General features: G+C 73.2%; 23 protein-coding genes. 9 read left to right on the top strand and 14 right to left on the bottom strand.

Features of this window, described 5'->3' with window-relative positions:
- Positions 1-193: 193 nt before the first annotated feature.
- From Pma05_RS43405 to Pma05_RS06330, 3 genes are all read left to right on the top strand, one after another.
- Positions 194-2,530 carry an AfsR/SARP family transcriptional regulator gene (locus tag Pma05_RS43405; RefSeq protein ID WP_203856343.1) on the top strand — a complete coding sequence of 779 codons (2,337 nt, stop codon included), beginning with the start codon at positions 194-196 and terminating at the stop codon, positions 2,528-2,530.
- 73 nt (positions 2,531-2,603) lie between these two features.
- Positions 2,604-3,443, top strand: coding sequence for an aldo/keto reductase (locus tag Pma05_RS06335; protein ID WP_203856342.1), 840 nt, complete (start codon positions 2,604-2,606; stop codon positions 3,441-3,443).
- Positions 3,444-3,670: 227 nt separating this feature from the next.
- Positions 3,671-3,967 (top strand): hypothetical protein, encoded by a 297-nt coding sequence (locus Pma05_RS06330; protein ID WP_203856341.1) that lies wholly within the window; start codon positions 3,671-3,673, stop codon positions 3,965-3,967.
- 3 nt (positions 3,968-3,970) lie between these two features.
- Here Pma05_RS06330 and Pma05_RS06325 read toward each other — a convergent pair whose 3' ends face one another.
- The 8 genes from Pma05_RS06325 to Pma05_RS06290 all read right to left on the bottom strand — a co-directional run bounded on the left by Pma05_RS06325 (position 3,971) and on the right by Pma05_RS06290 (position 12,385).
- Positions 3,971-5,695, bottom strand: a complete 1,725-nt coding sequence (locus tag Pma05_RS06325; protein ID WP_203856340.1) for a sensor histidine kinase — start codon at positions 5,693-5,695, stop codon at positions 3,971-3,973.
- 41 nt (positions 5,696-5,736) lie between these two features.
- Positions 5,737-6,447, bottom strand: a complete 711-nt coding sequence (locus Pma05_RS06320) for a 2OG-Fe(II) oxygenase (protein ID WP_203856339.1) — start codon at positions 6,445-6,447, stop codon at positions 5,737-5,739.
- Positions 6,380-7,360, bottom strand: coding sequence for a class I SAM-dependent DNA methyltransferase (locus Pma05_RS06315; RefSeq protein WP_203856338.1), 981 nt, complete (start codon positions 7,358-7,360; stop codon positions 6,380-6,382). Before Pma05_RS06315 ends, Pma05_RS06320 begins: the two co-directional genes overlap by 68 nt.
- Positions 7,357-8,628, bottom strand: a complete 1,272-nt coding sequence (locus tag Pma05_RS06310; RefSeq protein ID WP_203856337.1) for a response regulator — start codon at positions 8,626-8,628, stop codon at positions 7,357-7,359. The genes Pma05_RS06315 and Pma05_RS06310 overlap by 4 nt, the downstream gene beginning before the upstream one ends.
- 324 nt (positions 8,629-8,952) lie before the next feature.
- Positions 8,953-10,047: an FAD-dependent oxidoreductase gene (locus Pma05_RS06305; RefSeq protein WP_203856336.1), complete on the bottom strand. Its 1,095-nt coding sequence runs from the start codon at positions 10,045-10,047 to the stop codon at positions 8,953-8,955.
- Positions 10,048-10,099: 52 nt separating this feature from the next.
- Complete coding sequence (locus Pma05_RS06300; RefSeq protein ID WP_203856335.1) at positions 10,100-10,567, bottom strand: hypothetical protein; 468 nt, start codon at positions 10,565-10,567, stop codon at positions 10,100-10,102.
- A 112-nt stretch (positions 10,568-10,679) separates the two neighbouring features.
- A complete protein-coding gene (locus tag Pma05_RS06295) occupies positions 10,680-11,294 on the bottom strand; it encodes an FMN reductase (protein WP_203856334.1) in 615 nt (204 codons plus the stop codon).
- A complete protein-coding gene (locus tag Pma05_RS06290) occupies positions 11,291-12,385 on the bottom strand; it encodes an LLM class flavin-dependent oxidoreductase (RefSeq protein WP_203856333.1) in 1,095 nt (364 codons plus the stop codon). Before Pma05_RS06290 ends, Pma05_RS06295 begins: the two co-directional genes overlap by 4 nt.
- Positions 12,386-12,708: 323 nt before the next feature.
- Here Pma05_RS06290 and Pma05_RS06285 point away from each other — a divergent pair, with 323 nt between their 5' ends.
- The 5 genes from Pma05_RS06285 (at position 12,709) to Pma05_RS06265 (ending at position 19,375) form a co-directional block, all read left to right on the top strand.
- Positions 12,709-14,844: an exo-alpha-sialidase gene (locus Pma05_RS06285; protein ID WP_203856332.1), complete on the top strand. Its 2,136-nt coding sequence runs from the start codon at positions 12,709-12,711 to the stop codon at positions 14,842-14,844.
- 171 nt (positions 14,845-15,015) lie between these two features.
- A complete protein-coding gene (locus tag Pma05_RS06280; protein ID WP_425567651.1) occupies positions 15,016-16,371 on the top strand; it encodes a sensor histidine kinase in 1,356 nt (451 codons plus the stop codon).
- Positions 16,372-16,444: 73 nt separating this feature from the next.
- The gene (locus Pma05_RS06275; protein ID WP_203856330.1) at positions 16,445-17,182 is read left to right on the top strand and encodes a response regulator; all 738 of its coding nucleotides are present in this window, start codon (positions 16,445-16,447) and stop codon (positions 17,180-17,182) included.
- Positions 17,183-17,351: 169 nt separating this feature from the next.
- Positions 17,352-18,236: an ABC transporter ATP-binding protein gene (locus tag Pma05_RS06270; RefSeq protein ID WP_203856329.1), complete on the top strand. Its 885-nt coding sequence runs from the start codon at positions 17,352-17,354 to the stop codon at positions 18,234-18,236.
- Positions 18,237-18,331: 95 nt separating this feature from the next.
- The gene (locus tag Pma05_RS06265; protein WP_203856530.1) at positions 18,332-19,375 is read left to right on the top strand and encodes an ABC transporter permease; all 1,044 of its coding nucleotides are present in this window, start codon (positions 18,332-18,334) and stop codon (positions 19,373-19,375) included.
- A gap of 14 nt (positions 19,376-19,389) precedes the next feature.
- Here the strand turns inward: Pma05_RS06265 and Pma05_RS06260 are convergent, their stop codons facing one another.
- From Pma05_RS06260 to Pma05_RS06235, 6 genes are all read right to left on the bottom strand, one after another.
- Positions 19,390-20,487 (bottom strand): CapA family protein, encoded by a 1,098-nt coding sequence (locus tag Pma05_RS06260; protein WP_239311776.1) that lies wholly within the window; start codon positions 20,485-20,487, stop codon positions 19,390-19,392.
- Positions 20,488-20,716: 229 nt separating this feature from the next.
- Positions 20,717-21,343: a bifunctional 4-hydroxy-2-oxoglutarate aldolase/2-dehydro-3-deoxy-phosphogluconate aldolase gene (locus Pma05_RS06255; RefSeq protein ID WP_239311774.1), complete on the bottom strand. Its 627-nt coding sequence runs from the start codon at positions 21,341-21,343 to the stop codon at positions 20,717-20,719.
- Positions 21,340-22,092 (bottom strand): IclR family transcriptional regulator, encoded by a 753-nt coding sequence (locus Pma05_RS06250; RefSeq protein WP_203856328.1) that lies wholly within the window; start codon positions 22,090-22,092, stop codon positions 21,340-21,342. The genes Pma05_RS06255 and Pma05_RS06250 overlap by 4 nt, the downstream gene beginning before the upstream one ends.
- Positions 22,093-22,108: 16 nt before the next feature.
- Positions 22,109-23,107: a sugar kinase gene (locus tag Pma05_RS06245; RefSeq protein ID WP_239311772.1), complete on the bottom strand. Its 999-nt coding sequence runs from the start codon at positions 23,105-23,107 to the stop codon at positions 22,109-22,111.
- A 237-nt stretch (positions 23,108-23,344) separates the two neighbouring features.
- Positions 23,345-23,722 carry an ArsR/SmtB family transcription factor gene (locus Pma05_RS06240; RefSeq protein ID WP_239311770.1) on the bottom strand — a complete coding sequence of 126 codons (378 nt, stop codon included), beginning with the start codon at positions 23,720-23,722 and terminating at the stop codon, positions 23,345-23,347.
- 96 nt (positions 23,723-23,818) lie between these two features.
- Complete coding sequence (locus Pma05_RS06235; RefSeq protein ID WP_203856327.1) at positions 23,819-24,880, bottom strand: DUF2332 domain-containing protein; 1,062 nt, start codon at positions 24,878-24,880, stop codon at positions 23,819-23,821.
- A gap of 266 nt (positions 24,881-25,146) precedes the next feature.
- Here Pma05_RS06235 and Pma05_RS06230 point away from each other — a divergent pair, with 266 nt between their 5' ends.
- Entirely contained in the window at positions 25,147-26,409 is a 1,263-nt protein-coding gene (locus Pma05_RS06230) for a multidrug effflux MFS transporter (RefSeq protein ID WP_239311767.1), read from the top strand.
- The last annotated feature ends 48 nt before the right edge of the window (positions 26,410-26,457 follow it).

Raw genomic sequence — 26,457 nt, 5'->3', positions numbered from 1 at the left:
GGGCCAGCATCAGGTGTCAGCCTGGGGCCAAGAAGGCCCGTCACCGCCACTCCGGGCCGCCTCCTGCGACGGCACCCGAGGTGGACGCTGCCGACCGTACGCCCAGTGACCGGTCAATGTCCGGTTGCGGACCTGTTCCACCACCCGCCGCGCCAGGAGGCTGTGCGTACCGGCAGACGACGGAGGCGGGCCGATGATCGATTCCTCGACCGGACCGGCCCGGCCGGCCCGGCTCGGAGCCACCCGGCCCGGACAGGCCGGCGAGAACCGCCCACCGGCCACCGACGGCGACAGCGACAGCGGCGACGGCGACGGCGACGGCGACGCAGCGTCGCCGCTGTCGTTCCGGCTGCTCGGACCGCTGGAGATCCAGGGTGGCACCGGGCCGGTGACGCCGCAGGGCGTCCGGCAGCGGGTCGTGCTGGCCGCCCTGCTGCTCCGCGCCAACACCGTCGTCACGGTCGACGATCTCGTCGGGTCCGTGTGGCCCGGCGCGGCGCCGGCCACCGCCCGGCAGCAGGTACTGACCGTCGTCTGCGCGATCCGGCGGCTGCTCGGCGAGCAGGAGCGCCGGACGGGACCCCGGTTGGTGCTGACCCGCAGCCCGGGTTACCTGGCGCGGATCCAGCCGGGGCAACTCGACACCCGGCGCTTCGAGACGCTGCTCCGGGAGGCGGACCGGGAGCGGGACGACCGTCCGGCCCGGGCTGCGGAACTGCTCCGCGCCGCGCTGGCGCTGTGGCGGGGCGACGCGCTCGCCGACGTGCCGGCACCGTTCGCCGTCTCCGAGGCGCGACGGCTGGCGGAGCTGCGGTGGGACGCGACGGAACGCCTGGTGGAGGTGGAGTTCCGGCTCGGCCGGCACCGTGAGGTGCTGCCGAGGCTGGCCGGGCTGGTCGCCGAGGAGCCGCTGCGGGAGCGGTTGCGCGGTCAGCTCATGGTCGCGTTGCACACGGTCGGCCGGACCGCCGAGGCGTTGCAGACCTATCGGGTCGGACGCCAGCTCGTCGTCGCGGAACTCGGCCTGGAGCCCGGCGCCGAGCTGCGGCGGATCGAGCGCGAGATCCTCTCCGACGGCGGTGCCGAGCCGACCGGTACGGGCCGGTCGCGCGCCGTCCCCGGCGCATCGGCCAGCCCGGCGATCCCGCGCCATGGCGCGCCGGAGTACGGCGACGGTGCTCGCCCCGCCGACCCCCGCCCGCTGGACCTGGCGACCCTGCCGGCGGTGCCCGCAGAGCCGGCAGTGCCCGCAGAGCCCACGATGCCGGCGGTGCTCGCAGAGCCGGCAGTGCCGGCGGTGCCTGCAGTGCCGGCACAACTGCCCCGCAGCGGCGGTGACTTCGTCGGGCGGCGGGCGGAGATCGAGGAGATCGTCGGCGAGCTGCGCCCGGAGGCGGGCTCGACGCGCCCGGCTTCGACGAGGACGACGAAGGCGCTCGGTGCGCCGCTCCCCGTTCGCAGCATCGGCGGGCAGCCCGGGGTCGGCAAGACGGCGCTCGCCGTACGGGTGGGACACCTGCTCCGGGACGCCTTTCCCGACGGGCAGTTGTTCGTCGCCCTGCACGGCAGCCGGGACCGGCCCGAGGCACCGGCCGACGTGCTGGTCCGGATGATCGGCGCGCTGGGCGTACCGCCGGGGTCGGTTCCGGCCGGCCTCGACGATCGGGCCGGGCTGTTCCGTACCCTCACCGCCGACCGTCGGATCCTGGTCGTCCTCGACGACGCGGCCGACGTGGCTCAGCTCCGGCCCCTGCTGCCCGGCGGCCCCGGCTGTGCGGTCCTGGTCACCGGTCGGCGCGACCTCGCCGAGTTGGCCGGCGCGCGGCAGACCCGGCTCGACGTACTGCCCGGGGCGGACGCGGTGCGCCTGCTGGCCGTACTCGCCGGAGCGGGTCGGGTCGCGGCGGAACCGGAGGCGGTCGGCCGGCTGGTCGAACTCTGCGCCGGACTGCCGCTGGCACTGCGGATCGCCGGTTCCCGGCTGGCCGCCCGACCGCACTGGTCGATCGCGCGGCTGGCCGAGCGGCTCGCCGATCCGGAGCACCGGCTCGCCGAGCTGCGGATCGGCGACCTGGATCTCCGGGCCGTCCTGGACGCCGACCTGCGGCGGCTGGCCCCCGAACTGTCCGGCGCGGCCCGCCGGCTGGCCGGGCTGGACGTACCAGCCTTCTCGACCTGGCTGGCCGCCGCCGCACTCGACCTGCCACCCGCGGCGGTCGACGACCTCGTCCACCGGCTGATGGATCGGCACCTCGTCCAGTACGCCGGCCGGGACGACCGGGGCATGCCCCGGTTCCGCCTCCCCGACCTGGTCCGGCTGGCGCTGCGCGGCGGTGCGGTGCCCGGAGCGGGCGCTGCCCGCGCCACCGGCCCCCGGCGACCCGCCACCGAGGGTGCCCGGGGAGCCGACACCCGACCTCCGCCCCCGCAGCGTCGTCCCCGGCGTAGCGGATCGGCCGGGGGCGCCGGAGCAGCTTCGCTCACTCCCCCGGCGCCGCCACCTCGGCGGTCGGTACGCCGGCGCGGGTAGGTTGATCTGGAGGAACGTCGCACCGCATCGGCCCGTACCGCCGGGGCGGACTGGATCGCAGGAGATCAACCAGATGAACGCAGAGCCGACCGTGCCGACGCTGGCGCTGGCGAACGGCGCCCGGATACCGCAGGTCGGTTTCGGGACCTGGCCGCTGACCGATGCCGAGGCCGAGCGGGCCGTCGGCGAGGCGATCGAGGCCGGTTACCGGCTGATCGACACCGCCTACAAGTACGGCAACGAGGTGGGGGTCGGCCGTGGCCTGCGCGTCTCCGGGGTACCCCGGGAGGAACTCTTCGTCACCAGCAAGCTGAACGGCGAGTGGCACGGTCGGGACAGGGTGCGGGAGGCGTTCCGGGACAGCATCGGCAAGCTCGGCGTCGACTACCTCGACCTCTATCTGATCCACTGGCCGATGCCCTGGCAGGACCGGTACGTCGACGCCTTCCTCGGCCTCACCGACTTGCTCCGGGAGGGCCGGGTACGAGCCATCGGGCTGTCCAACTTCAAGCCGGCGCACATCGACCGGATCCGCGCCGCGACCGAGGTGACCCCGGACGTCAACCAGATCCAGTTGGACCCGACGCTGACCCGGGACGCCGCCCGGGCGTACCACCGGGAGCACGGCATCGTCACCCAGTCCTGGGGGCCGATCGGGCACGGCGGCGAACTCCTCGCCCACCCGGTGGTGACCGGGATCGCCGACCGGTACGCCCGGACGCCCGCGCAGGTCGTGCTGCGGTGGCACCTCGAACTGGGGCTCGTCCCGATCCCGAAGACCTCCTCGCCGGGGCGGATGAAGAGCAACATCGACGTCTTCGACTTCACGCTCGCCCCGGAGGATGTCGCCGCGCTCTCCGCGCTCGACCGGGGCGAGGCGGCGGCCACCGACTCGGACACGACCGGCCACTGAGACCACCGGCCACTGAGCCCACCGACCACTGATCGGCCGGACGCCGAGCCGCCGGACACCGAGCGGACAGACACCGAGCCACCGCACACTGAAGCCACCGGACACTGAGGCCACCGGTCCCCGCGTCCGTTCCACACCGGACCCGTCACGGTGCGAGGGCAAGGTGCCAGCGTTAGGCAGAGCCGCCTGCAAGTGCCCACCAAGAACACGAGCCCACCATCGGTTTCATGGAGCTCCTGGTCGAGGAGGTACTCGTGGAACTCGGTTCTCTGGAGGTCGCCGCCTTCCTGGCGGCGGCAGTCGTCAGCACCATCCAGCTCGGCCTGATCTGGTGGCGCCAGTACACGGTCCAGCGGTTCCTGCGGCGTTGGCTGGAGCTGGCCGAGCTGGCGGCGCGGACCGGCCGGCCGCAGCCGGACCACCGGGTCCTCTGGATCATCCTCGTCGTGCTCGGCGGCGGGAGCGCGGCGGACGAGGTGGGGCAGCAGCCCGAGCTGCCACCACCGCCGGACGAGAGCGGCTGACGTTCAGTCCGCCACCCGGCCCGCCGGCAGCAGCATCCGGAAGTGCGCGCCGCCCAGCTCGGAGGCGCCCTCCAGCAGCTCGACGGCGCCGCCGAACATGCCGACCAGGCCACGGGTGTGGAAGAGGCCGTGCCCGTGACCCTCGCCCCGGGTGGTGAAGCCGAACTCCCACACCCGCTGGCGGAACTCCGGCTGCACGCCCGGGCCGGAGTCCTCGACGTCCAGGCACACGATGTGTCGGGGCTTCCCGTCCCACTCCCGCACGATCGGGTACGCGGAGATCCGCAGGTCGCCACCGCCGTCCGCCTCGATCATCGCCTGCACCGCGTTCCGGACGAGGTTGCCGAGCGCCTCCCGGAGCAGGTATTCGCTGGCCTCCACCGACACCGACGGATCGATCCGGTGCTCAAGGACGATCTTGTCGTAGTAGTCCCGCTCCACGATCCGGGTGACGATCCGGACCGACTCGCACAGGTTCAGCATGGCCGGCTCGTCGATGTTGACGTTCAACCTGATGAGTTCCCCCATCACCTGGCCGAGCCGGTCCGCCGAAGCCTGGATCTGCTCCAGGCGGCGCCGCGCCTTGCCGGTGATCCCCTCGACGCCGACCAGTTCGTCGTTGAGCGAGTCGACGGCCAGCTTGGCGAGTCCGGCCTCGTTGCCGACGGTGTGCAGCACGGACTGGATGATGGCGTGCCGGATCCGCTCGGTCTCCTCGTGCCGGCGCCGCTGCTGCTCCCGGGCCAGGCTGGCCATCACCAGCGCGACCGCGGCGTAGCTGCTGAAGTGCGGGATCAGCTCCTGGTCGGGCTCCGGCATCGGCGACTCGGCCCGGAAGAACATGATCAGGGCGCCGCGCAGGTCGGTGCCGAACCGCAGCGGTGCGACAATCGCCGACCGGAAGCCGTCGCCGCCGTCGTCGACCAGCCGCTCACCGTCGGCCACGATGGTCAGCGGAGTACTCATGCTGTCCCGGGTCAGGATCAGGTTGGTCTCCGGAAACGCCGGGGTGCCGGGCAGCTCGTCGGAGCCCGGCGCCAGCCGGGGCGTCTCGGCGTCGTCGAACAACCACACCCGGCAGAGCGGCTCGCCGGAGAGCATCGCGTGCACGCCCTCCCGCATGGAGCGTACGACCCGTTCCAGCCCGCCGTCGTCCGGGCGGTTCAGGGTCGCGATCGCCTCGTTGAGCGCGTTCAGGCCACGGAGGATCTTCATCTGGTGCCGCGTGTCGCCCTGCAACACCGTCATCTGCCGCATCTGCTCGACCTGGCGGCTCAGATCATCGAAGTCGGAGATGTCGATGCCGACCTCGGCCACGATGTAGCGCTCACGGTGCGGATCCCAGACCCGGAACGAGTTGCCGAGGATGGTCCGGACCGTACCGTCCTTGGTGACGTCGTCGGCGGCGAAGTTCCAGCCGAACTCCTTGCCGGTCTCAATGGTGCGCTGGTGGTCCTCGATCGCCTTCGCCCGCTCCTGCGGGTTGACGAAGAGGCTCAGATAGTTCCGCCCGATCGCCTCGGTGTTACGGAACCCGTAGATCCGCTGCGCGCCCTGGGTCCAGAGCCGGATCGCGAAGTCCGCGTCGGAGTTGTCCGCCGCCCAGACGGCGAGCTTGGCCTGCTGTAGCACCTCCAGCAGCAGACTGACCTCGGCGTCGCCCAACGGCTCGGTGGCGACGCCGGCCGGCGCCCTCCCCCGGGCCGACGCGCCCCTGGAGCTGTTCATCCCTGGCTCGCCTCCGTCCACCGCCGCTGCCGCCGTGCGGGTCACTCCCCGTACAGATACCGGTCGAGGTCGTCCGGGCGGGTGACGCCCGCACCCGCGAAGTAGAAGTTCATCGGTACGGTGAGGCGCTCCGTCGCGCCCCGCACCGGTCGTACCGAGTGCGCCGCCTCGCGGCCGTCGAAGAGCAGCAGGTCGCCGGCCCGGGGTACGACGGCCAACTCCCAGTCCTCGGTCGGCCGGGTCACCGGATCGGGCCGGAAGACGAGTTCGCCCCCGGTCCCGGCCGGCTGGTCCGTGCCGAACAGCAGCGCGGTGACCGGGTTGCTGTCCACGTGCCACTCGTACTCGCTGCCCGGCGGCAGGACGTTGACGTTGATCGCGGACCGCTCGTCGGCGGAGGGCTCGAACGTGCCCAGCCCGAGCCCGTTGGCCAGGTCGAGCAGCTCCTCCCGATAGAGCGCGTCCAGCCAGGACAACTCGGCGCCGACCACCTTGCCGGTGACCACGCCGACCGGGCAGGACGCGGCGCTGCCGAGCTGCCGCTGCCGCGAGGTGACCGACTCGCCGCCGAGCAGGCTCCACTCCCGATAGGTCTCCGCACAGTCGACGACCTGCCGCTGCCAGCCGGCGGGCAGCCGACCCCGGTAGTCGAGCCGGACGATCGGGAAGCCGGTGTGCAGGCGCTCAGCGGAGACGTGCGGGCGACCGGCGGACGTGGGCCGGTGCTCCGTACGGGGTGACGCGGTCGACATCTGGATCCTTCCTCAACAACGTTTCGATGGTGTGCGCCCGATCCGGCGCAAGCCGCGCGGCGAGCCGCCCGAGATGCCAGAACGCGGGCTGCTCGAAGAGACCGGAGAGCACGTTCATGCCGGCGGACCGGACGACGGTGAGCCGGGACCGGCGGGCGAGTTCGCGTACCCGGGCGACGTCGAGCCGGCGCACCGGCACCGCCACCTGCGGGCGGCGGTCGCCCCGGGTGCGGTACATCCCGAGCGGTGCGCCGCCCCGGACCCGGCTCAACGCCCGGTCACTCAGCACGGACAGGTACGCCCACCCGCCCGGGCGCAGCGTCCGGGCCACCTCGGCGAAGACCCGCCCGGTGTCGTAGCCGTACGACACCGACGAGAAGAGCCCGAGGGCCACGTCCACGCTGCCGTCCGGCAGGAACGAGAGGTCGTCCATCGTGCCGAGGTGCAGGGTGGCCAGCGGGTCGCCGACCCCGTGCACCATCTGGGCCGAGACGTCGACGCCGACGTACCGGGCGGCCGGGTTCAGCCGGCGGACCATCCGCAGCCCCAGGCCGGTGCCACAGCCGAGGTCCAGCACCGTCGGCTCGGCCAGCCGCCGGAGGAAGCCCAGCCGCCGCTCCACCCAGGCGTCCTCCAGCCGGCTCCACCGCCCGGCGTAGAGCCCGTTGTAGTGGTCCGAGATGCCGTCCCAGTAGCGCTCCTGCCGCTGACGCCAGGCCGCCGCCCCGCCAGCCAGCGCCGGGCCCCCAGCCAGCGCCGCCCCGCCAACCAGCGCCGCGTCGCCAACCAGCGTCCCGTCCCCAGCCAGCGCTGTCCCGTCCACCAGCGCTGTCTCGTCGTCGACCAGTGCCGCCGCCTCGTCGACCAGTGCCGTCGAGCCGCACGGGGACCGGAGCAGGTCGGCGGCGTTCATCCGGCGCTCTCCGCCCTGCGCTGCGCCAGTGGCCATCGCGCGACGAACCCGACGATCACCTCGTCCAGCCCGTCGGTCGAGGCGGCGACGAGTCGGCCCCGCAGCTCGTCGCTCTCCTCCTCGAACCGCGCCATCCGGTCGGTCGCCCGTTCGAGATCACCGTACGAGGTGCGCTCGCCCGCGCGGATCCCCCGGCGGGCGGTGACGATCTGCTGCCGCAACTGGCGCTGGATCTGCACGGCGTGCGACTCGAACTCGGCGACGGACCGCCGCCGGACCGCCTCCTCGGACTCGTTGAACATCACTCCGACGGCGTCCCGTACGCCGCTCGCGCTGTAGCCGTCCGCGCCCTTGACCAGGATGTCGACGATCCCGTACGTGCGGCGCATCTGCTCCTGGGACCCGGGCGGCGGACTGGCCGTGATGAGCAGCCGGGGCAACTCGGGCCGCCGGTCGCGGATGTACGCCAGCACCTCCAGCCCGGCCGAGTCGAGGCGCTCGGTCAGGTGCAGGTCGATCAGGGCGCCGTCGACGTCGGCGAGCTGTTCGGTGACCACCCGCATCGCCTCTTCCAGGTTCATCGCGATGACGGTCTGGTAGTCGTAGAGGATGGAGGCGAGCATCTTCGCCACCAGGGGTTCGTTCTCCACGATGAGCAGTCGGCGCTGACGCTGTGCCGGCACCGGGGCCGAGAGCCGGATCGCCTCCGCGACCTCGGGAAACACCTCGCCGAAGACGCCGAGCGCGGGCCGGAGCACCCGGGCGTCCTCGACGGAGAGCCGCCCGAGGTGCTCGGCGAGCCGGCCCACCGCGCGTTGCAGGGCGCTCCACTCACTGTCCGGAAGCGAGCCGAAGACCACCCTCGGGTCGCCGCGCCAGAGCGAGACGAGCCGGAGCAGCTCGGGTACGGGCAGCTCGTCGGCCTGTACGGCGTCGATGAAGTCGAGCGCGTCCACGTCCCGCCGGATCAGGTCCAGCCGGTAGAAGGCCTGTCCCCGGCGCGGTGGGATGGGCATCCCGAGCTTGCCACGGAGCCGACTGACCGGGCTCTCCAGGCTCTTCGCGCCGCGGTTGAACGAGTCGGAGCCGGGCCAGACGACCGCGATCAGGTCGTCGATCCGGCGTGGCTGGCCGGCGCGCATCGCGAGGGCGACGAGGAGTCGTTGCATGACCCGATCCGCCGGCAGTTCGACGGCGGTGCCGTCGGCGGCGAAGACCTCCAGCTCACCGAGGAGTCTGATCCGGTGCACGCTGGCCACATGCTCCATCGGTGTCCTCCGCGTTCGTGAGACCTGGACAGATGCGAGGGCAGATGGCTCTGACGCTACATTCTGTGCCGCCACCACCCGCAGCACGCTTGCAGGGCGCTTGTGGACTTTCTGTCGGCTCCGGGCGGCGGTGGCCGGGCGGACACGCCGCCACCGCCGCCGGCACGGTTTCCAGTGCGTCCGCGCCCGGCCTCGCTTGCACGGCGCTTGGAACGGTCGGCCGGCGGCGAGCGGCAAACGGGGCAGACCTGGCCGAGCGGGCCCGGCCCCGACACCGAGAATGGTCAACCGGCGCCGAGAACAGTCAACCGGCCGCGAGAACGGTCAACCGGCGGCAAGCGTGGCCGCCTGGTGGCCGGTGGTCAGCACGAACTTGAAACCGTGCCCGGAGCAGGCGCTGAGCACGACGACCCCGGGGATCCGAGGCCAGTTCGCGACGAGGAACCGACCGTCCTCGGTGGAGGTGTAGTGGCAGACCAGCCGCTGAACCGGCGCGATCCGGATCCCGGCACCGAGCCGTCGGCGTACCCCGTCGAGCTGGGCCCGCAGCGGCTCGGCCCCGTCGTCGGCCGGGGTGGCCCGCTCCGGCGTCCCGACCGGGCCGGGCGCGTGGCTGCCGAGCAGATGCTGCCCGGCCGTACCGTTGACGACTCCGTAGGCGTCGTCGCCGTCGAGGTCGACCCAGGCGAGTGGCCGGCCGGCCCCGATCGCCCGGTCGGTCGCGTAGACGAGTTGGTGCTGCCGGGTGACCCGCAGCGGCGCGGCCGGCACCAGGTCCGGCGCCCAGGGACCGGCGGCCACCACCACCCGGTCCGCCGGATAGCTGCCCCGCTCGGTCCGGACCAGGAGATCGCCCGTACCGGCGCTGATCTCCCGGACCCGCGCCCCGGTCACGATCCGGCCGCCGCCGGCCCGGACCACCCCGGCCAGCGCGGTGAGCACGGCCGTCGGGTGGAGGAGTCCGGCGGCCGGTTCGAGGATCGCCTCCTCGCCGGGAAGCAACCGGACGCCGAGCCGGTCGAGACGCCGGCTGTCCGGGCGGATCACCTGGTGGGTCCGCCCGGCCGCCTCCAGCGAGCGCACGATCGCGGCCAGCGAGTCCGCGCCGCCCTTGGCGATGTTGAGACCGGGACACGGCAGCAGCAGCCGGCGGCCACTCAGCTCCTCCAGCCGCCGCCACCGCCGCTCGGTCTCGGTCAGCAGGTGGGCGAGGGCGGCGTCCTCGTAGGCGTACCGGAAGATCTTGGCCCAGCCGGTCGAGCTCGCCGCGGGATGGCCGACCTGACGCGCTTCGAGGCAGGTCACCGAGAAGCCGAGGCCGAGCGCGGCCCAGGCCGCCGAGAGCCCGGCAGCACCCGCCCCGACCACGACCATCCGGCCGAGTGCGCCGCCAGATCCGACCAAGGAATCGACCTCCATATCGAAGTATATGGAGGTCTGCCGGTCCGTCCGAGAGCCGGCCCCGGCGGAGCTACGGCAGTTCCATCGTCTCCGCGACGGCGATCTCGGAGAGTGCGGCGGCCAGGTAGTCGCCGACCGTTCCGCCGGTGACGGCGAGCAGGTCGGCGACGAGCAGCGGGGCGTGCCGGGCCACCGCCGCCGGATCGGGCGGCGGCGCCTCGTCCGCCATCTGGTGTACGCCGAGCGCGCCGGTCAGCAGCAGCGCCAACACCCCGACGTCCAGCCCTGGCAGCCAGCCCGCGTTGCTCCGGGCACACCGCACGAGTACGGCCTGCACGTCCTCCCCGGCCAGCCCGTCCGGGTGCGCCTGCTCCAGCAGCAGCCGCAGTACCGCGCCGAGCACCAGGCCGACCTGCTCGGCGGGGAGCGGGGCCAGCTCGCCGACCGCCTCGTCGAGGGCGTCCGGGTCCTGCGCCCGGACCGCCTCGACGGCACGGACGGTGGCCTGCGTGATGGCCCGGGGCACCGGTGGGGTCATCAGCCCATTCAACCGGACGGCGCACCGGCCCGGTCCCAGGCACCCCGAGCCGGGCCGGCACCGCTCGGCAGTTTGGCAGAGATCCTGGTGAGCCGGAACGGGCCGGCGCCGCTCAGTCGCCGGTCAGCAGTTGGTCGAAGGTGGTGGTGAGCCGGAACGGGTCGGCGGCCTCGGTCGGTTCGCGGCGGGCGATCTGCTCGGCGAGTTCCCCGGCGGCCCGGTCGATCCGGCCGCGCAGCGTGCCCTGCGCGCTGCCGCCGGCCCAGTCCTCCGGTGCGGCGAAGACCGAGGTCGGCACCACCACCGCACGCAGATAGCTGAACATCGGCCGGAGCGCGTGTTCGAGCGCGAGCGAGTGCCGGGCGGTGCCGCCGGTCGCGCCGACCAGCACCGGCCGGTCGACCAGGGCGTCGTCGCCGAGCACGTCGAAGAACGCCTTGAACAGCCCGCTGTAGGAGGCGTTGAAGATCGGCGTCACCACGACCAGCCCGTCCGCCGCGGCAACGGTGTCCAGGGCCCGCTTGAGCGCCTCCGACGGAAAGCCGGCCAGCAGGTGGTTGACCACGTCGTGCCCGTGGTCGCGCAGCTCGACCACCTCGGTCCGGACCGGCACGCCCCGGCGGTCGAGTTCGGCGCCGGTGGCCGAGGCGAGCTGGTCGGCGAGGAGCCGGGTGGAGGACGGCACCCGCAGCCCGGCCGAGACGACCACGAGGCTCCGGGTCGTCATCGGACCGTCTCCGCCGCCGCGTCCCGCTCGGCCTTCATCGACGCGTGCGTCGGCGCCTCGGGTACGTGCGCGGGGCGGAGCGCGGCGAACTCCCGCCGCAGCACCGGTACGACCTCCTCGCCGAGGATGTCCAACTGCTCCAGTACGGTCTTCAACGGCAGTCCGGCGTGGTCGACCAGGAAGAGTTGCCGCTGGTAGTCGCCGACGTAGTCCCGGAAGGTGAGGGTACGGTCGATCACCTGCTGCGGGCTGCCGACGGTCAGCGGGGTCTCCCGGCTGAAGTCCTCCAGCGACGGGCCGTGCCCGTAGACCGGCGCGTTGTCGAAGTACGGCCGGAACTCGCGTACCGCGTCCTGGGAGTTCTGCCGCATGAAGACCTGGCCGCCGAGGCCGACGATGGCCCGGTCGGCGTCGCCGTGGCCGTAGTACTCGAACCGCTGCCGGTAGAGGCCGACCATCCGCTGGGTGTGCTCCTTGGGCCAGAAGATGTGGTTGGCGAAGAACCCGTCGCCGTAGTACGCGGCCTGCTCGGCGATCTCCGGACTGCGGATCGAGCCGTGCCAGACGAACGGCGGGATGCCGTCCAGCGGCCGGGGCGTCGAGGTGAACGACTGCAACGGGGTGCGGAACTTGCCCTCCCAGTCGACGACGTCCTCCCGCCACAACCGGCGCAGCAGGTCGTAGTTGTTGATCGCCAGCGGGATGCCGTTCCGGATGTCCTGCCCGAACCACGGGTACACCGGTCCGGTGTTGCCCCGGCCCATCATCAGGTCGACCCGGCCGTCGGCCAGGTGCTGGAGCATGGCGTAGTCCTCGGCGATCTTCACCGGGTCGTTGGTGGTGATCAGGGTGGTCGCGGTGGAGAGCAGCAGCCGGCTGGTCCGGGCCGCGACGAACCCGAGCATGGTGGTGGGTGACGACGGCACGAACGGCGGGTTGTGGTGCTCACCGGTGGCGAAGACGTCGAGGCCGACCTCCTCCGCCTTCAACGCGATGGTCACCATGGCCTTGATCCGCTCCGCCTCGGACGGCTCCCGTCCGTTCGTCGGATCGGTGGTCACGTCCCCCACGCTGAAGATCCCGAACTGCATCGCCAGCTCCTCACTCGCTCCCGGGCGCCAGCCCCCCGGATCGCCCCGCACAACATGCTTGCCGAGTCAACTATTCCACCGGACCGCGCCGGTCGCCCTCGCCACCCCTGGTACCCCGGCCGCCACCGGCCCCGGAGCGACGGTCCTGGCCGATCCCGGCAGACTTGGCGTGCCCGCGACGAACGGGATGAAACTTCCCCGAACGGTAGCGGCGGAGTAGCACCGGAATAGGGCGGCGGTAGCGCGGGGGCGTAGGAAGGACCGGCCGGACCGGCGCCCGGACCCGGATCGGGAGCAGCACCGAGAGCTAGGGAGAAGCCTGGATGGTGGGTGTCCGAAGAGGACTGGCCGGCGCGCTGGCCGGGATCGTGCTGGCGGTGGGTCTCCCGCCGGCAACCCCCGGCCTGGCCGCGACCGCGCCGGTGACGGTGTTCAAGGACGGCGACGGCGGGTACGCCTGCGTCCGCATCCCCGCCGTGGTACGCACCGACGTCGGCACGCTGCTCGCCTTCGGCGAGGGGCGCAACGGGGACTGTGGCGACACCGGCGACATCGACATCGTGCTGCGCCGCTCCATCACCGGTGGGCGTACCTGGGAACGGCTCCAGGTGATCGCGGCCGGCAACGGCAGTACCCGGCACAACCCGACCCCGGTGGTGGACGCCGACAGCGGCCGGATCAGCCTGCTCAGTACCCAGGATTACCGCACCCCCTGGCTCCAGCACAGCACCGACGACGGGCTGACCTGGACCGACCCGGACGACATCTCCGACCAGGCCCGGCTGCCCGGCTGGGGCAGCATGATCACCGGGCCGGCGCACGGCATCCAGCTCACCCGGGGCGACCACGACGGGCGGCTGGTGGTCGGGATGAACCACCAGACGAACGGGCGCAAGGGCGGGGTGCTGCTCTACAGCGACGACGGCGGCCTCAACTGGCAGATCGGCGCCGAGTCGCAGGCCGCCGCACCCGCGCTCCAGGTGCAGGAACTCAGCGTCTTCGAGCGGCCGGACGGCTCGCTCTACGCCCTGGCCCGCAACGAGCGCAGGTCCGCCACCTCCACCGCGCACACCGCGTACGCGGTGTCGACGGACGGCGGGCAGAGCTGGCGGGCGCCGTTCACCGCCGTACCCGGGCTGGTGATCGACGACGTGCAGGCGTCCACGCTGGCGATCCGGGCCACCGACCAGGGCAGCGCGTACGACCGGGTACTGGTCGCCGGGCCGGCGGGCGACAACGGCCAGCGGGAGCGGATGACCCTCCGCTCCTCGTTCGACGGCGGACTGAGCTGGCAGGACGCCTCGGCGGGGCTGCTGGTGCACGCCGGGGCGGCGGCGTACTCGGATCTGCTCGACCTCGGCGACGGCAGCTTCGGGGTGTTCTACGAGGCCGGCGAGGGCAGCAGCCCGTACGACTCGATCAGGTTCGTCCGGTTCACCGAGGGTGACCTGGACCTGCCGCCGAACCCGTCGTCGCTGACCGGCAACCAGCGGTCGGCGGCGCTGCTGACGGCGGATCCCGCCCAGCGGCACGTCTTCGCGGCCTCGCCCGGCGGCGGCCTCTACCACTGGTTCCAGGAGCCGACCTTAGAGGTGAAGCGCGGCACCTGGGGCTCCGGGATCACCGGCAAGGTGGCCACCTTCGTCGACCGGAACCAGCAGCACGCCTTCGCCCGGGGCACCGACGGCTCGCTGGTGCACCGCCTCTGGGACTCGGGCAGCTCGTCGCTGCGCTCGGAGGTGTGGGCGGGCGCCGGATCGCTGGCGGGTGCCCCGACCGTGCTGGTGACCGACTACCAGCAGCACGCCTTCGCCCGAGGCACCGACGGCAGCCTGCGGCACTGGTGGTACGACCACGGCACCCGCGCGCTGCGCAGCCAGACCTGGGCCGGGCCGGGCAGCCTGGCCGGCGACCCGGTCTCGATCCGGTACGGCGACCAGCAGCACGTCTGGGCGGCCGGCCCGGACGGGACGCTCCAGCACTGGTGGTGGGATCCGGACGTCCCGGTCGGGGTCCGGCAGGAGTCCTGGGGCGGCTCGGTCCGGGGCGGGCTGACCGCCTTCGTGCACAACGGCCAACTGCACGTCTTCGGCCGGACCGCCGACAACGCGCTGGCGCACTGGTATCGCAGCCCGGGTGCGCTCACCGTCGCCCGCCAGGTCTGGGCCGGCGGGTCGGCGCTGGCCGGCGACCCGATCTCCTTCGTGCACGGCGCCCAGCAGCACGTCTTCGCCCGGGAGGCGGGCAACCGGCTCGGGCACTGGTGGTGGGACCCGGACTACTCGGTCCGGTACGCCGCCTGGCCCGGCACGGTGCACTCCGACCCGATCGCCCTGGTGGTCGGCGCCCAGCAGCACGTCTTCGGCGCCACCGCAACCGGTGAGCTGGGTCACTGGTGGTGGGACAGCGCCGCCGGCATCCAGCAGGAGAACTGGGGCGGCGAGATCGCCACCGGATAGCAGCCGCACCCGAGGCACGGTCGAGATCGCCACCGGACAGCAGCCGCACCCGAGGCACGGTCGAGATCGCCACCGGACAGCGGCCACGCGCGGTCGACTACCGTGGGTGATCTCCGCCATGCCGGCAGGTCGGAGATGCGCGAGACGCGGCGGATACGTTATTCATGTCGGGTGGAGGCTGGCAGCGCAGGACAGGACGACGCGACACCGACCGGCGCGCCGGGGAACGCCCCGGCGCGCCCGTGGGTCCGCCCCGGGCCGACCCGGCAGCAGCGCCGGCGAGACCTCTCCCTGGGCCTGTCGATGGCCGCACTCGGCCTGGTCAGCGTGGTGCTGTCGAACAGCATGGGCAGCTTCCCGCTTGGCACGCCGCCGTCCTGGCCCGAGCAGGTGGCCTGGGCGGTCGCCTGCGGCCTGCCGCTGGTCTGGCGGCGCAGCCATCCCGAACTCAGCACGGCGGTGCTCGCCGTGATCTTCATCGCGGCCCAGGTCCGGAACAGCCCGGAGACGCTGGTCGCGTCCGCGACGCTCTTCGTCGCCGTCTACAGCCTCGGCGCCTGGGGGCGGGACCGCCGGCTGGCCGCCCGGATCAGGATCGGGGTCATCGCCGCGATGTTCGCCTGGCTGGCGATCGCGGCCGGGCTGAGCGTCGCGTCGGTGGAGTCGAACTTCCCGGGAGCGGCCGGCCCGATCTCCCCGCTGGTCGCCGCCGCGATCACCACCGTGCTGTTCAACTGCGCCTTCTTCCTGCTCGCCTACCTGCTCGGCAACCGCACCTGGACCTCGGCGCTGCGGCAGCACGAGTTGGAGGTACAGGCCGAGGAGCTGCGCCGGTCCCGGGCCGAGAACGCCGAGCGGGCGGTCACCCAGGAACGGGTACGGATCGCCCGCGAGCTGCACGACGTCGTCGCCCACCACGTCTCGGTGATGGGCGTACAGGCCAGCGCGAGTCGGCGGGTGATGGACAAGGACCCGGACAAGGCCAAGACCGCGCTCGCCGCGGTGGAGCAGAGCGCGCGTACCGCCGTGGACGAGTTGCGCCGGATGCTCGGGGTGCTGCGCGACGCGGGCGCCGCCGACGGGGCGCTCGGCTACGGGCTGGAGCAGGTCGACAGCCTGCTCCAGGGGGCCAGGGACGCCGGGCTCGCCGTCGAGTACACGATCTACGGCACGCCGGTGCCGGTGCCGGAGTCGGTCTCGCTGGCCGGCTACCGGGTGGTCCAGGAGGCGATGACGAACACCATCAAGCACGCCCGGGCCAGCGCTGTCGACGTACGCATCCGCTACCTGCGCCGGGAGGTCGAGGTGGAGGTGACCGACGACGGCCGTACCGGGCTGGCCGCCGTACCGGCCCGGTCCGTTGGCAGTACTGGGCTCGGCCTGATCGGCATGCGGGAACGGGTCGCCGCGCACGACGGCAGCCTGGAGGTGGGTGCCCGGGCCGGCGGCGGTTTCCGGGTACGGGCCCGCTTCCCGATCGCCCAGGCCGGTGCCGCCGACGCCTCCGCCGCGACGGCGACGGCGTGACCGGGCGGAGCGCCGGCCCTGGCCGGCCCGCCCCGGCGGGTCGACACGTCGACGAGCGAGCCGAGGAGAGGTCATGACCGAGCCGACCCCGGAGACCCCGATCCGGGTACTCCTCGCCGACGACCAGCACCTGGTCCGGGCCGGCCTGCGGATCATCCTCGAGACGGAGGAGGACTTCGAGGTGGTCGGCGAGGCGGCGGACGGCCGGCGGGCGGTCGAACTGACCCTGGCCGAGCGGCCCGACGTCGTACTGCTGGACGTCGAGATGCCGCACCTGGACGGGCTGGCCGCGACCCGGCAGATCGTGGCGGGCACCGGGGCGGACGGACCGGCGGTGCTGATCCTGACCACGTTCGACCGGGACGACTACCTGTTCGCCGCGCTCCAGGCCGGGGCCAGCGGATTCCTGCTGAAGAACGGCTCACCGGAGGAACTCGTCGAGGCGGTGCGGATCCTGGCCCGGGGCGACGCGCTGCTCGCGCCGCAGATCACCCGACGGGTGATCGCCACCTTCGCCACCCCGGCCGGGGCGGCCGGCCCGACCAGCGGCCGACCGGGGGCGGGCGGTGGGCCGTCGGAGCTGGACCGGCGCCGGCTGGCCGAGCTGACCGAGCGGGAACGGGAGGTACTGGTGCAGCTCGCCGGGGGCGCCTCCAACGCCGAAATCGCCAAGCGGCTGCTGCTCGGCGAGGCGACCGTGAAGACGCACGTGTCGCGGGTACTGATGAAGCTCGGGCTGCGCGACCGTACCCAGGCGGTGGTCTTCGCGTACGAACACGGCGTGGTGACCCCGGGCGGTGCCGGCGGCTGACCGTTCCGGCCGCCGGGCGCGGTGCCCGGTCATCCTCGTGGCGCAGCACACCGGAAGTGGATCATCCCTGCGGTTCCGCCACAAGATGGACGTCAGGCGGGTCCGGCCGGATTAACGTCGTCTCCGCTGGTGCAGGGTGTGCCGGCGGAGACCTGGCGAAGGAGGCCGGATGCTGCGCGTGGCGTCCGTCGATCGGTCGTTCGGCGACCGGAGAGTGCTCGACGACATCTCGTTCGAGGTGGTCCCGGGCCGGATGACCGGGTTTGTCGGCGCCAACGGTGCCGGCAAGACCACCTCGATGCGGATCATCCTCGGCCTGCTCGCCGCCGACTCGGGCACGGTGACCTGGAACGGCGCGCCGGTCACCCGGGCCGTCCGGCAGCGCTTCGGCTACATGCCCGAGGAGCGCGGCCTGTACCCGAAGATGAAGGTCCGGGAACAGCTCGTCTACCTCGGCCGGCTCTACGGGCTGACCGCCCCGGCCGCCCAGCGCAGCGTCGACGAGCTGCTCGACCGGATCGGTCTGGCCGAGCGGGCCGACGATCCGGTGGAGAAGCTCTCCCTCGGCAACCAGCAGCGGGCCCAGATCGCGGCGGCGCTGGTGCACGATCCCGAGGTGCTGATCCTGGACGAGCCCTTCTCCGGGCTCGATCCGATCGCCGTCGAGGTGATCGCCGGAGTACTGCGGGAGCGGGCCGCCCGAGGGGTACCGGTGCTCTTCTCCAGCCACCAGCTCGACGTGGTGGAGCGGCTCTGCGACGACCTGGTGATCATCGCCGCCGGGGCGGTACGCGCCGCCGGCAGCCGCGCCGACCTCCGCTCCCGGTACGCGACCCCGCGCTACGAACTCGTGCTCGACGCCGACGCCGGCTGGGTACGCGACCTGCCCGGGATCTCCATAGTGGACCTGGACGGCGCACGGGTAGTAATCGAACTCGCCGATCCCGACGACGACCAGACGGTGCTGCGGGCGGCCCTCGCCCGGGGCCCGGTACGCGCCTTCGGCCCCATCATCCCCTCGCTCGCCGAGATCTTCCGGGAGGTAACCCAGTGACCGCGCTCGCCCCGTCCCCGACCCGGCAGCGGGCCGAGTCGGCCACCGGCACCACGCTGTGGGCCGCGACCAAGCTGGTCGCCGGCCGGGAGATCATGGTCAAGGTCCGGGACCGGACGTTCCTGATCAGCACCATCCTCTTCCTGGTGATCGCGGCGGCCAGCACGGTGCTGCCGGCGCTCTTCGCCAACAGCAGCTCGACGGTGGCCGTGGTCGGCTCGGCCGACGCCGGCGGCATGCTGGACCGGGCCGGGATGGAGGTGGTGGCCGCCGCCGACGTCGCGGCGGCGGAGCAACTGGTCCGGGACGGCGACGTGGACGCCGCCGTGGTGCCGGGCGACGGGGCCGGCACCATCCGGGTACTGGCGATGGACCGTACCCCGGACTCGGTGGTCCGGGCGCTGAGCAGCGCTCCCCCGGTGCAGCTCCTCGACCCGGACGCGGTCGACCCGGTGCTGGCCTTCATGGTGCCGATGGCCTTCGCGATGGTCTTCTTCTTCCTCTCCATCGGCTTCGGCGTGCAGATCGCGCAGAGCGTCACCGAGGAGAAGCAGACCCGGATCGTGGAGATCCTGGTGGCGGCGGTGCCGGTCCGGGCCCTGCTCGTCGGCAAGATACTCGGCAACGGCGCGCTGGCGTTCGGCCAGGTGGTGCTGATCGCGCTGGTGGCGGTGGTCTCCATGCAGGCGGTCGGTGGCGACACCGGACTGCTCGGTCAGCTCGGCCCGGCGATCGCCTGGTTCGTTCCGTTCTTCGTGGTCGGCTTCGTGCTGCTGGCCTCGCTCTGGGCGGTCACCGGGGCGCTGGTCAGCCGGCAGGAGGACATCAGCGGGGCGTCCGGCCCGGCCCAGTTGGTGATCATGGCACCGTTCTTCCTGGTGCTGTTCCTCAACGGCAACCCGGCGGCGATGACGCTGCTCTCCTACGTGCCGTTCTCGGCGCCGACCGCGATGCCGCTGCGGCTCTTCTTCGGCGACGCCGCCCCTTGGGAGCCGATCCTGGCGCTGCTGCTCCTGCTCGGCGCCGCCGCGCTCTGCATCTCGCTCGCCGGCCGGCTCTACGAGGGGTCGCTGCTGCGTACCAACGGCAAGACCTCGCTGCGGGCCGCGTGGCGGGAGCGGGAGACCCGGGTCTCCTGACGAGCCGGTCGGGATCAGGATCGTTTCGCGGCGAGGCCCGAACAGCGCCTCGCCGCGGCGATCCGGTCCTCGATCCGCTCCTTGGCGGCGCCTGAGACGACAACCGGCTGACCGGTCCGGGAGACGGTGGCCGGCAGGAACTCGTTGCGGACCACCGTACGGCCCCGGACGGTCAGCCGGAGCACCCCGGAGTCGGTGCTCTTGGAGTCGCCGTACCAGAGGAAGTTGCCGAGCCCGTAGTGCACGTACGTCCGGCCGAGCCAGCCGTCGGCGAGCAGGGTGTGCGCGTGCGTACCGAGCACGATGTCGGCGCCGGCCCGGGACATCCGACCGGCGAAGCTCGTCATCTCGCCACTCGGGCAGGAACTCCCCTCGATCCCCCAGTGCATGAAGACGATCACCAGATCGGCCTGCTCCCGGGCTGCCCGGACGGCTGCGGTGGCCCGGGCGGTGTCGAACGCCATCGCCACCCCGGGCCGGGTCGCGGTCGGCTTCCACTGCCCGGCCAGCTCGTGCACCTGCGACATGCCGAGTACGGCGATCCGCACCCCGCGTACCGTGGTCAGCCAGGGCGCGTACGCCGCATCGGCGTCGCGGCCCGCCCCGAAGACCGGGAACTTCGCCTCCGCCGCCGCGTCGAGAGTGTCCCGCAGCCCCACCTGCCCGTAGTCCAGCACGTGGTTGTTGGCTACCGAGGCGGCGTCCACCCCGGCGGCCCGCAGTGCGGCGTAGGCGCTCTTCGGTGCCCGGAAGTGGAACCGCTTCGGCTGTGGGGTGCCCCGACCGGTCACCGCCGTCTCCAGGTTCAGCAGGGTCAGGTCGGCGTCCCGCAGGGTCGGCGCGATCCGGCCGAACGCCGTCGCCGGCTCGTCGAGCAGCCGCAGCGTACGCCCGGTGAAGTGGACGTCACCGGCGAACGCCAGCCGCAGCTCGACCGGCGCGGCCGGGGTCGGTGACGCCGCCGGGGTGGTGGGCGCCGGAGCCGGCGCACTCACCGACGAGCCGGGTGCCGCCGGATCGGCCTCCGGCGCCTCGGAACATCCGAGCAGGACGGCCCCAGCCGTAACCCCCGCCACCATCGCCCGCCACGCCCGCACCGCGCCCCCGCTCATCGGCAGAGGGTACGCGGCGACGCGGCGGCACGCTGTCCGGTGAGCCGCCCGAGGTGGCTGGTGGGCTGGGCCGCCGAAGATGGCCGATGGGCCGGACCGCCAGAGGTGGCCGATGGGCTGGGCCGCCAGAGATGGCCGACGGGCTGGACCGCCGAAGGTGGCCGACGGGCTGGACCGCCGGGGTGCGTGCCGGGGTGACCGTGTGCCGGGCGGCCCCGGCGCGGGGCGGTTAGCGCTGGAGGAGCCGGCCGAGCAGGTCGAGTTGGCGGGAGTCCTGCAACGCGGAACCGACCGCCACCACCCGGGCGCCAGCGGATAGGAAGTCACCCGCGTTGTCGGCGTCCACCCCGCCGGTGGCGACGAACCTGACCGCCGGGAACGGGCCGCGCTGGGCCCGGAGCCAGCCGGTGCCGAGTTCGCTGGCCGGAAACGCCTTGAGCCAGGTGTGCCCGGTGCGGAGCGCCTGGCCGATCTCCGAGGAGGTGGCGACCCCGGGCAGGTGGGCGAGGCCGAGCCGGGAGCACTCGGCGGCCACCTCCGGGTCGTACCCGGGTGCGACGGTGAAGACGGCGCCGGCCTCGTACACCGTGTGGACCAGTTCGGGGCTGACCACCGTGCCGGCGCCGACCGGCCGGTCCCGGTCCCGGCCGGCCGCGATGGCGGCGTGCAGCGAGGGCAGCGCGTCCGGGCTCTGCACCGGTACCTCGACCACGCCGATGCCGGCGTCCCAGGCCCGCTCGCAGAGCGCGACCGTACGGGCCGGGCCGAAGCCACGCAGGATCGCCATCACCGGCTGGTCGACGAAGAGGGTGTCGAAGAAAGTCGTCGAGGAGTTGGGCACGGTCGCTCCGTTCACGGTCGGTCTTCTCCGGTCCAGCCGAGGTCCCGGGAGATCGCGGCGCAGGTCGCGGTCAGCTCCGGCAGGTGTTCGCGGAGCCGCTCCAGCGGGGCCAGGGCACGCAACGCGGTGATCGACACCGCGCCGACCACCCGGCCCCGGGCGTCCCGGACCGGTACGGCGACACAGCTCACGAAGTCCTCGAACTCGCCGTCGTCCTCGGCCCAGCCGCGCTCGGCGATCCGGGCCAGCTCCGCCCGGAACTCGGCCGGGCCGGTGATCGAGGTCTCGGTGTGCCGGGGGTACGTCAGCCGGCCCAGGAAGCGTTCCCGGGCCGGCTCGTCGAGGTGGGCCAGGATCGCCTTGCCGACCCCGGAGGTGTGCGGGTCGACCGGCTGGCCGACCCGGGACCGCATCCGCAGCGCCCCGCGACCGTCCACCTTGGTCACGTAGACGATCTCGTCGTCGACGAGTTGGGCGAGGTGCACGGTGTGGCCGTACCGGTCGCCGAGCCGGACCAGGTGCGGGTGGGCGACCGGGTGCAGGTCGAGCTGCTCCACCGCGTGCTGCGCGATCGCCACCATCCGGAAGCCGATCGTGTAGCGGCCGTCGACCGGGCGGGCGAACCCGGCGTGTTCGAGGGTCTGCACCAGCCGCGAGGCGGTCGACTTGTGCACCCCGAGGTCGTCGGCGATCTCACCGAGCGAGCGGGGCCGCTCGGCGAAGAGTTCGATGATGCGCAGTGCGCGCTGGACGGTCTGGGACATCGTCGCCTCCCCCGGGTCAGGCCGGACCGGCGGGCCGGTGCCAGTCGTCCGGCGTGATGCCCAGCACCGCGCAGATCGTCGGCACCGGTGGCACCTCGGCGAAATCCGAGACGGAGCCGAGCGCGGCACCGGCGACCAGGTGCCCGAGTCTCAGCCGGGCGGCGGGGTCGAGGCCGCGCAGCGCGCCGGAGAGCCAACCGGCGGCGAACGCGTCGCCGGCACCGACCGGCTCCACCACCTCGACCGGCCGGGCGGGCTCGACGGTGACCCCGTCGGCCGAGAACGCGACCGCCGCCACCGCGCCGTCCTTCACCACCAGGGTGCCGGGCCGGTCGACCAGGGCGCGGACGTCCTCCGGCGCCTTGACGTCCCAGAGCCGGGCCGCCTCGTCCAGCCCGACGAAGACCACGTCGGCGGCCTGGGCGAGCCGGAGCAGTTCGGTGGCAGCGGTGGAGAGGTCGGGCCAGAGCGCGGGCCGGTGGTTGACGTCGAAGGAGACCAGCCGCCGTCCCGCCGGCCGGGTGCTGATCAGCCGCTCGACCAGCGCGCGGCAGCTCGCCGAGAGCGCCGGGGTCACCCCGCTCAGGTGCAGTACGGCCGCCGGCACCGCCTCGACCCGGGTGGCGTACCCCGGATCCATGCCGGCGGCGGCGGAACCGCGCCGGTAGTAGTAGACCTTCGTGCCGTCGGGGCCGGGGTCCTTGAGGTAGACGGCGGTCGGCCGGGTCGGGTCGACCTCGACCAGCGAGGTGTCCACCCCGGTCGCCCGGAGCTGCCCGACGACCAGCTCGCCGAGCGGGTCGGCACCGACCCGGCCGGCCCAGCCGGCCCGGTGGCCCAGCGCGGCGAGGAACATCGCGACGTTGGACTCGGCGCCGCCGGCCCGCAGCACGAAGGTCGACTCGGCGTCCAGCCGCCCACCGGGGGTAGGGGTCACCATCACCATCGTCTCGCCGACGCAGACCGCGTCGAGCACCGTCGCAGGGTCGGCGTCGGTCCTCGTGACCAGGCTCACCGCGCCTCCCTCCGTTGCATATGTTGCAACCGCTGCTCATCATGTGCCGCCATGTCGTCCGGGCACAGGCTAGATCAGCGACCGGGCACGGCGCGACAGCCGGCGGGACCGGAGAGCCGACAAAGTGGCGATGAACACTGCCCCGCCGCCCCCGGCGCCCGGCGTCTCCCAGCGACCGGCTCGATCGGCTCGGGCGGATCGGCAGGCTCGGGCGGGCTCGGGTGGGCAGGGTCTCTGTCAGTCGTGGTCCGGGGCGCCGGTGAGGTGGTGGTCGGCGGCGTACAGCACCTCGGCGACCAGCCGCCGGACGTGGCCGCCGCGCGCCCGGTAGACCGCCCGTCGGCCGTCCCGCCGCACGCCGACCAGGCCGGCGAGCAGCAGCTTCGCCAGATGCTGCGACACCGCCGGCCGGGCCGCCCCGACGGCCAGGGCCAGGCTGCCCACGTCGTACTCGGCGTCGCGGAGCAGCCACAGCAGGCGGAGCCGGGTCGGTTCGGCGAGCATCCGCAGCGCGGTCACCGCCGTCTCGATCTGGGCGTCAGTGGGCAACTCCTGCCCGTTGTCGGAGGTCGCTGGCTCGTCGGGTGCGTACACGAGCACCCAGTCTGCTGTCACCACGCCAGCCCGTCCACTTCCTGGGCTCCCAGCCCGTCCACTTCCCGGGCTCGCTGACCGGGCGGGAGCGGCGCCGAGTTGGCTGACCCCGCCCGGTCAGTCGGCCGGATCGAGCGGGCCCAGCCAGCGTAGGTGACCGTCGACCCGGAGCAGCGGTACGACCACGCCGTCCGGGCCGTGCATCGCCAGTTCACCGCGCGGATCGGCGGCGTGCCCACCGTGCGGCGCGGACGGCGGCTCCTGCCAGACGTGGTAGAGCGGGCCGCCGTCGCCGATCGAGTCGATCGCCCGGTCGAAGGCCACCCGCCGATCGGCCGGCACGTGCATCCGGGTCGCCGCGTGGAACACCACCCTCGGCTCGCCGGGCGGCAGGCCACGGCCCAGGTCGCGGCAGACCCGTACCGCGTCACCCGCGACGACGGCCGGTGGCTCGGTCGCCACCGCGTCGAGGGCGGCGTGGAGCAGCGTCGCCGCGTCCTGGTTCTCCGGCCAGACCAGCGCCCGCAGCCAGCGCCGCGCACGCTCGTCGGTGACGTCCACCGGATTCAGGTCCACCCCGGTCCGGCTGGCGATCAGGGGTACGTCGTCCAGGTCCGGCGGCGGCGTCCGACCCAGCCACCGGCTGTCCAGGCTGACCGTGGCGTCGGCGGGTCCGAACACCCGGTCGCCGAGGAGGTAGCGGTAGCGGTCGACGTGCAGGTGGATGCCGGCGCTCGACCCGACCTCGACCAGGTGCACCGGGTCGGCACAGCGCTGTCCGATCGCCCAGAGCGCGTACCGCAGCGCGACCGCCCGGCGTACGACGTTGGTCTGCACCAGGCGGGTGCGGACGAGTTCACCGAGTTCGGTCCGGTACCGGCGGCAGAAGTCCCGCAGCACCGGCCCGGCATCCGCCGGCTCGGCGGCCGACGAGCCGACCAGCGACGGGTAGAAGTCGCGCAGCGGATGCGCCACTCCGGCCAGCAGCAGATAGTGTGCCGCCCCGAAGAACAGGTACGACGCCTGCTGCCCCGGCCGTCGGCCGGTGAGCAGTTCGAGGGTCGACCGGTCCCCCGCCACCACCGGACAGAGCGCCCGGTAGAGCGGTGAGGTGGTGAAGGTCGCCGGCGCGGCGGCGAAGTGTTCGGAGAGTACGTCGATCTCCCGCCCCGTCGCCATGTCCCTCGTTCCGAGTCCAGGTCCGCCGTGTAGTGGTCGAGGTCCGCCGAGTAGTAGTCCAGATCCGAGTCGCCCAGGTCCGAGTGGTCCAGGTCCCCGAGGCCAGTTCGGACGTTGTACCAGTATCCGATCCGGGGCGGCCCGGGGGATGTGAGCTGAAGCACCGTTCGATCAAGCGGGAATGTGCCGGAGCCCCAGCGGTTGGAGGCAGGTGTGATCTTCGCTGTCCGCGTCCAGACGTACGACCGCCCGCCGGGAAGGACCTCATGACCGCGACTGCCGCGCACGTCGAGGCGTCCGGGCCACCCGCCACGCCCGGCGACCTGATGACCGGCCGGGAACGGCTGCGGCTCGTCCTCGTACTCGGCTCGCTGATCGCGATCGGGCCGTTGACCATCGACATGTACCTACCGGCCCTGCCGGCGATCACCGCCGACTTCGGTACCGCCGAGGCGGCGGTCCAGTTGACCCTCACCGGCACGCTGGCCGGGCTCGCCCTCGGCCAACTGCTGATCGGCCCGTTCTCGGACGCGGTCGGCCGGCGGGTCCCGCTGCTCGCCGGGCTGGTGCTGCACGTGGTCGCCTCCGCGCTCTGCGTCGTCGCCCCGAACATCGGGGTGCTCGGCGTGCTGCGGGTGTTGCAGGGGCTGGGCACCGCCGCCGCCTCGGTGGTGGCGATGGCCGTGGTACGCGACCTGTTCAGCGGTACCGCCTTCGCCAAGATCTTCTCCCGGCTGATGCTGGTGATGGGCGCCGCCCCGGTGCTGGCACCCACGCTGGGCAGCGCGGTGCTGCGCTGGACAGACTGGCGCGGGGTCTTCATCGCGCTCGCCGTGTTCGGGATCGTCCTGGTCACCCTCGCGGTGTTCAAGCTGCCCGAGACGCTGCCGGTGCACCGTCGGCGCAGTGGCGGCGTACGCGGCACCGCCCGGGTCTACCGCTCGCTGCTGCGGGACCGTACGTTCGTCGGCCTCGTCCTGGTCGCCGGGCTGGCGATGGCGGCGCTGTTCGCGTACGTCTCCGGCTCGTCCTTCGTCTTCCAGGAGGAGTACGGCCTCGACGAGCAGCAGTTCGGGATCGTCTTCGGCGCGGGCGCGGTGGGACTGATCGGGGGCTCCCAGCTCAACGTCCGGCTGCTGCGCCGGTACGCCCCGCAGCGGATCCTGGTCAGCGCGCTGGTCGTCGGCAGCCTGGCCGGGTTCGCGCTGCTCGCCTTCGCCGCGACCGGGCTGGGTGGGCTGCCCGCCGTACTGGTGTCGCTCTGGGTGGTGCTCACCGCCTCCGGCCTGGCCATGCCGAACGCCCCGGCCCTGGCGCTGAGCCGGCACGGTGAGGCGGCCGGCACCGCTGCGGCGCTGCTCGGTGCGGTCCAGTTCGGCATCGGCGCGATACTGGCGCCGCTGGTCGGCGTACTCGGCAACGGCAGCGTGGGGATGGGCCTGGTGATCGCCGCCGGCATGGTCGCCGCGCTGACCGTGCTCCACCTCGTCGTCCGCCCCACCCACCTCTCCCCCGCCCCCACCCACTGACCCCAGCCACCCGGCGCCGGCGGGCGGATGTCGGTAGATCTAGACGAC

The organism is Plantactinospora mayteni, assembly GCF_016862935.1.
Lineage (GTDB): Bacteria > Actinomycetota > Actinomycetes > Mycobacteriales > Micromonosporaceae > Plantactinospora > Plantactinospora mayteni.
Note: the sequence above shows the minus strand (reverse complement) of the source record. Positions and strands in the feature narration are given on the sequence as shown.

What these genes read in the sequence shown, in the direction of transcription:
- Pma05_RS43405 (WP_203856343.1), top strand. Translation starts at nt 194, where the DNA reads ATGATCGATTCCTCGACCGGACCGGCCCGGCCGGCCCGGCTCGGAGCC.
- Pma05_RS06335 (WP_203856342.1), top strand. Translation starts at nt 2,604, where the DNA reads ATGAACGCAGAGCCGACCGTGCCGACGCTGGCGCTGGCGAACGGCGCC.
- Pma05_RS06330 (WP_203856341.1), top strand. Translation starts at nt 3,671, where the DNA reads ATGGAGCTCCTGGTCGAGGAGGTACTCGTGGAACTCGGTTCTCTGGAG.
- Pma05_RS06325 (WP_203856340.1), bottom strand. Translation starts at nt 5,695, where the DNA reads ATGAACAGCTCCAGGGGCGCGTCGGCCCGGGGGAGGGCGCCGGCCGGC.
- Pma05_RS06320 (WP_203856339.1), bottom strand. Translation starts at nt 6,447, where the DNA reads ATGTCGACCGCGTCACCCCGTACGGAGCACCGGCCCACGTCCGCCGGT.
- Pma05_RS06315 (WP_203856338.1), bottom strand. Translation starts at nt 7,360, where the DNA reads ATGAACGCCGCCGACCTGCTCCGGTCCCCGTGCGGCTCGACGGCACTG.
- Pma05_RS06310 (WP_203856337.1), bottom strand. Translation starts at nt 8,628, where the DNA reads ATGGAGCATGTGGCCAGCGTGCACCGGATCAGACTCCTCGGTGAGCTG.
- Pma05_RS06305 (WP_203856336.1), bottom strand. Translation starts at nt 10,047, where the DNA reads ATGGAGGTCGATTCCTTGGTCGGATCTGGCGGCGCACTCGGCCGGATG.
- Pma05_RS06300 (WP_203856335.1), bottom strand. Translation starts at nt 10,567, where the DNA reads ATGACCCCACCGGTGCCCCGGGCCATCACGCAGGCCACCGTCCGTGCC.
- Pma05_RS06295 (WP_203856334.1), bottom strand. Translation starts at nt 11,294, where the DNA reads ATGACGACCCGGAGCCTCGTGGTCGTCTCGGCCGGGCTGCGGGTGCCG.
- Pma05_RS06290 (WP_203856333.1), bottom strand. Translation starts at nt 12,385, where the DNA reads ATGCAGTTCGGGATCTTCAGCGTGGGGGACGTGACCACCGATCCGACG.
- Pma05_RS06285 (WP_203856332.1), top strand. Translation starts at nt 12,709, where the DNA reads ATGGTGGGTGTCCGAAGAGGACTGGCCGGCGCGCTGGCCGGGATCGTG.
- Pma05_RS06275 (WP_203856330.1), top strand. Translation starts at nt 16,445, where the DNA reads ATGACCGAGCCGACCCCGGAGACCCCGATCCGGGTACTCCTCGCCGAC.
- Pma05_RS06270 (WP_203856329.1), top strand. Translation starts at nt 17,352, where the DNA reads ATGCTGCGCGTGGCGTCCGTCGATCGGTCGTTCGGCGACCGGAGAGTG.
- Pma05_RS06265 (WP_203856530.1), top strand. Translation starts at nt 18,332, where the DNA reads ATGGTCAAGGTCCGGGACCGGACGTTCCTGATCAGCACCATCCTCTTC.
- Pma05_RS06260 (WP_239311776.1), bottom strand. Translation starts at nt 20,487, where the DNA reads ATGAGCGGGGGCGCGGTGCGGGCGTGGCGGGCGATGGTGGCGGGGGTT.
- Pma05_RS06250 (WP_203856328.1), bottom strand. Translation starts at nt 22,092, where the DNA reads ATGTCCCAGACCGTCCAGCGCGCACTGCGCATCATCGAACTCTTCGCC.
- Pma05_RS06235 (WP_203856327.1), bottom strand. Translation starts at nt 24,880, where the DNA reads ATGGCGACGGGGCGGGAGATCGACGTACTCTCCGAACACTTCGCCGCC.
- Pma05_RS06230 (WP_239311767.1), top strand. Translation starts at nt 25,147, where the DNA reads ATGACCGCGACTGCCGCGCACGTCGAGGCGTCCGGGCCACCCGCCACG.